This window comes from Streptomyces calidiresistens (assembly GCF_014141525.1).
Lineage (GTDB): Bacteria > Actinomycetota > Actinomycetes > Streptomycetales > Streptomycetaceae > Streptomyces > Streptomyces calidiresistens.
In genome coordinates this window covers 1-4,463 of sequence record NZ_VKHS01000468.1, presented here as the reverse complement: position 1 = coordinate 4,463, position 4,463 = coordinate 1, and the positions used below count along the sequence as shown (strand labels likewise).

At 75.4% G+C, this 4,463-nt stretch carries 4 protein-coding genes; 3 read left to right on the top strand and 1 reads right to left on the bottom strand.

Annotated features, from left to right (window positions below):
* Nucleotides 1-322: 322 nt before the first annotated feature.
* The 3 genes from FOE67_RS17760 (at nt 323) to FOE67_RS17750 (ending at nt 3,523) form a co-directional block, all read left to right on the top strand.
* Nucleotides 323-760 (top strand): gamma-glutamylcyclotransferase family protein, encoded by a 438-nt coding sequence (locus tag FOE67_RS17760; protein WP_182665452.1) that lies wholly within the window; start codon nt 323-325, stop codon nt 758-760.
* Nucleotides 761-974: 214 nt separating this feature from the next.
* Nucleotides 975-1,751: a purine-nucleoside phosphorylase gene (locus tag FOE67_RS17755; RefSeq protein ID WP_182665454.1), complete on the top strand. Its 777-nt coding sequence runs from the start codon at nt 975-977 to the stop codon at nt 1,749-1,751.
* Nucleotides 1,748-3,523: a phospho-sugar mutase gene (locus FOE67_RS17750; RefSeq protein ID WP_182665450.1), complete on the top strand. Its 1,776-nt coding sequence runs from the start codon at nt 1,748-1,750 to the stop codon at nt 3,521-3,523. The genes FOE67_RS17755 and FOE67_RS17750 overlap by 4 nt, the downstream gene beginning before the upstream one ends.
* Before the next feature lie 147 nt (nt 3,524-3,670).
* Here the strand turns inward: FOE67_RS17750 and FOE67_RS17745 are convergent, their stop codons facing one another.
* Nucleotides 3,671-4,306 (bottom strand): PH domain-containing protein, encoded by a 636-nt coding sequence (locus tag FOE67_RS17745; RefSeq protein ID WP_182665449.1) that lies wholly within the window; start codon nt 4,304-4,306, stop codon nt 3,671-3,673.
* Nucleotides 4,307-4,463: the final 157 nt, after the last annotated feature.

Below are 4,463 nucleotides of genomic sequence, written 5' to 3'. Positions count from 1 at the left end.
CCCTCCATCCTTCCCATCCCTCACACCCCTCTTCACCGCTCTCGTCGCTCCCGTCGCCCCCGTCGCTTTTGGTCCGCTCCCCTCGACCGCCCCCGGCAGGGGATGGGGCGCGGCGTGTCGCGCGGCGCCGGGACCGGGGCCGCGCACCGCTCCGGCGGGACCACCGCAAGCCGACACAAGGGGCATTCCGCGCCGCCACCCTTCCGTGACGTCATCGCCCGGACACGTCTCGTACCCGGCGCGGCACCCCCCGGGGGACGGCGCGATCCGGGGGGCGCGACACTGCGGCGGACCCGGACCCCCCTCCCGTAGTCTCGGGGCCATGTCGCTCTACGCCGCCTACGCCGGCAATCTCGATCCCCGCCTGATGGCGCGGCGTGCGCCCCACTCCCCCTTGCGCTGCACGGGTTGGTTGTCGGACTGGCGGCTGACCTTCGGCGGGGAACACATGGGCTGGGAGGGGGCGCTGGCCACCATCGTGGAGGCTCCCCGGGCGCAGGTCTTCGTGGCGCTGTACGACGTCGCCCCCATGGACGAGGACGCCATGGACCGCTGGGAGGGCGTCGGCATGGACATCTACCGGCGCATGCGCGTTCGGGTGCACACCCTGGAGGGAGACCTCCCGGCCTGGCTGTACGTCCTCAACGGCTACGAGGGCGGCCTCCCCTCCGCCCGCTACCTCGGCGAGATCGCGGACGCGGCCGAGTCCGCGGGCGCGCCCCACGACTACGTGACCGAGCTGCGCAAACGGCCCTGCTGATCGTCTCCGCCCGGGCTTCCGGCGCCGCGGAAGCCGGGTGGCTCCGCCGGCCGCCGTCCGGGCCCCCTCCGTGACCGCGCGATGCCGGGAGCGTGTCGGGAAGCGCCCGGAACACACCCCGGGGCATCGGTCCGGTTACGTCCTTCGGACGTGTCTACGCGCGTAGGCGAAAAACCGTTACCCTCCCTTCGTGAACGCTTCCGAAATTGTGGGCATGGCCGAGGAGGCCGCGGGCCGGGTACGCGAGCTGACCGGGGTCACCGGGCACGACGTGGCCCTCGTCATGGGCTCGGGCTGGGTCCCCGCCGCGGATGTGCTGGGCACCCCCGACGCGGAGTTCCCCGTCACCGAGTTGCCGGGCTTCCCGCCGCCGGCCGTCGCCGGACACGCGGGGATGGTGCGGTCGCACCGCATCGGCTCCGTCCGGGTGCTGGTCTTCCTCGGGCGGACCCACTTCTACGAGGGCAGAGGGGTGGCGGCCGTGGCCCACGGGGTCCGCACGGCGGTGGCCGCCGGCTGCAAGACCGTGGTGCTCACCAACGGCTGCGGCGGTGTCCGGCCCGGGATGCGACCCGGCCAGCCGGTCCTCATCTCCGACCACATCAACCTCACCGGGACCTCCCCCGTGGTGGGGGCCAATTTCGTGGACCTCACCGATCTGTACTCCAGCAGGCTGCGCACGCTGTGCCGGGAGATCGAGCCCGATCTCGAGGAGGGCGTCTACGTGCAGTTCCCCGGGCCGCACTACGAGACGCCCGCGGAGATCGGAATGGTGCGGGCCATCGGCGGCGACCTGGTCGGCATGTCCACCGTGCTGGAGGCGATCGCCGCCCGCGAGGCGGGGGCGGAGGTGCTGGGCATCTCCCTGGTGACCAACCTGGCAGCCGGCATCACCGGGGCGCCCCTCAACCACGAGGAGGTCCTGCAGGCCGGCCGGGAATCGGCGGTGCGGATGGGCAACCTGCTGGCCCGCGTGCTGGAGCGGCTGTGAACGCCGCGACCGTCGGGGCCGGCTCCCCCGACCCCCTGGCAGCCGCCCGGGCCTGGCTCGCCGAGGACCCCGATCCCGCCACCCGCGCCGAGCTGGCCGGACTGATCGGGGCCGCCGAGGCCGAGGCCGCCGACCCCGGCGGCGCCCCGGACCGCCCGGGCACCGCGGAGGAGGGGACCGCCCGCCCGGCCCGTGCCGAGTTGGCCGCCCGCTTCTCCGGGACCCTGGAGTTCGGCACCGCCGGTCTGCGCGGTGAGCTGGGCGCCGGACCCACCCGGATGAACCGCGTGGTGGTGATCCGCGCGGCGGCCGGTCTGGCGGCGTACCTGCGCGACCGGGCCGGGAAGGTTCCGGAGGGCCCGGGGAACCGGGACGACCGGAACGCCCCGCCCACCGTGGTCATCGGCTGGGACGCCCGCCACATGAGCGAGCGGTTCGCCCGGGACACCGCGGCCGTGGTCGTGGGCGCCGGCCTGCGGGCGGTGCTGCTGCCCCGGCCGCTGCCCACCCCGGTGCTGGCCTTCGCGATCCGCCGACTGGGCGCCGCCGCCGGCGTCATGGTGACCGCCAGCCACAACCCGCCCCGGGACAACGGCTACAAGGTGTACCTCGGGGACGGCAGTCAGATCGTGCCCCCCGCCGACGCCGACATCGCGGCCCGCATCGCCGGGGTCGGTCCCCTCGCCGGGGTGCCCCGCCCCGAGGGCGCGGGCGAGATGCTCGGCGAGGAGATCGTCGAGGCGTACCTGGAGCGGGCCGGCACCGTCCTCGCCCCGGACTCGCCGCGCGGGATCCGGGTGGTGTACACGCCCCTGCACGGCGTCGGGGGCCCGGTGGTGGTCGAGGCGTTCCGGCGCGCCGGTTTCCCCGAGCCGGTGGTGGTGGCCGAACAGGCCGAGCCGGACCCGGACTTCCCCACGGTGGCCTTCCCCAACCCGGAGGAGCCGGGGGCGATGGACCTGGCCTTCGCCACGGCCCGGCGGGAACGACCGGACCTCGTCATCGCCTCCGACCCGGACGCCGACCGGTGCGCGGTGGCCGTACCCGACGCCTCCCGGGAGGAGGGGTGGCGGATGCTGCGCGGCGACGAGGTCGGCGCGCTGCTGGCCGCCCATCTGATCCGGCGGGGCGCCGGCGGCACGCTGGCCGCCTCGGTGGTCTCGTCCTCCCTGGTGGAGCGCATGGCGCGGGCCGCCGGCCTCCCCTTCCGGTACACCCTGACCGGCTTCAAGTGGCTCTCCCGGGTGGAGGGGCTGCGCTACGGGTACGAGGAGGCGCTGGGGTACTGCGTGGACCCGGAGGGGGTGCGGGACAAGGACGGCGTCACGGCGGCCCTGGCAATCGCGGAACTGGCGAGCGGACTGAAGGAGGCCGGTCGCGGGTTGACCGACCTGCTGGACGACCTGGCGCTGGAGCACGGCCTGCACGCCACCGATCAGTTGTCGGTGCGGGTGGCCGACCTCTCCCTGATCGGGTCCGCCATGACGCGGCTGCGGGAGACGCCGCCGACGACCCTCGCCGGCAGTCCGGTGGAGCGGGCGGCGGACCTGCGGGACGGGGTGGACGGGCTGCCGCCCACCGACGGCCTGCGGTACGACCTGGCGGACGGGCGGGTCATCGTGCGTCCCAGCGGCACCGAGCCCAAGCTGAAGTGCTACCTGGAGGTCGTGGTGCCGGTCACCGAGCGGGAGGGACTGCCCGCGGCGCGGGCGGAGGCCGGCCGGCGCCTGACGGCGCTGCGGGGGGACCTGGCGGAGGCCGCCGGGCTGTGAGCGTCCGGCTTCCCGGGGTGGGGCGGGCCCGGGCCCGATCCCGGGAGGCCGGCGGTTCCGCCGGCCCCTCGCCCGCCCGGGGCCGGCGGTCGGTCGGGGCGGCACCCGGAGGGGCCGCACCGCCCGGAACCGGGCCCCGGAACCGCGTCAGCCGGTGATCCAAAGGATCAGCAGGAGCAGGACACCGAACGCGGTGGGCGCCATGATCTCCCAGGCCCACCGGATGGTGACCGTCCCGGCCGCGTCCGGCTCCTCCCGGCGCCGCTCGGCGAGCTCCCTCAGCTCCGCCACCGAGGCGTCGGCCGGGGCGGTGCGGGGCTGGTTGTCCTGCGGGGCGGAGGGCCCGCGCAGGGTGCCGAGCAGGCCCCCGCGCGGCTCCTCCCCCGCGGCGAGCCGCTGATTGTGGCGGGTGGCCCTGCCCCGTTCCCGGAGCGAGACGGGGATCGCCCACAGCTGGTAGACCGCGCCCTCGGCCAGCAGCTCCGCCGAATAGCGGGCCCGGACGGTCTCCACCGCCCCCCACGGGACGTGGATGGTGCGGAAGGGATTGCGGATCAGCACCCGGTTGTCGCCGGCGAGGACCACCGGACGCACGGTGAGGGCGACGATCAGCGGAACCACCGTCAGCAGACCCGCGATCGCGTACAGCGGCACCCGCCCCTCCCCGCGCAGCAGGGCGTCGCCGCCCATCCAGGCCGCCAGGCCGAGCAGCAGGACCCCACCGGCGATCGCCGGCCCGGAACGGTAACTGCGGTCTGCGTACTCCTGCGGCTCACTGGTCATGCCCCGATTCTGCCCGACCCCCCGCGGGCCCGGCCGTCCGGCTCGGCGGACCGACGGGGGCGCGGGGGCCACGAGGGGGATGACAGGCTGCTACGCGCGTAGATATGCTCCTCTGGTGACCATGTCCTCGACGCCCCCGATGTCCTCACCCCCCACC

What these genes read in the sequence shown, in the direction of transcription:
- FOE67_RS17760 (WP_182665452.1), top strand. Translation starts at nt 323, where the DNA reads ATGTCGCTCTACGCCGCCTACGCCGGCAATCTCGATCCCCGCCTGATG.
- FOE67_RS17745 (WP_182665449.1), bottom strand. Translation starts at nt 4,306, where the DNA reads ATGACCAGTGAGCCGCAGGAGTACGCAGACCGCAGTTACCGTTCCGGG.
- FOE67_RS17755 (WP_182665454.1), top strand. Translation starts at nt 975, where the DNA reads ATGGCCGAGGAGGCCGCGGGCCGGGTACGCGAGCTGACCGGGGTCACC.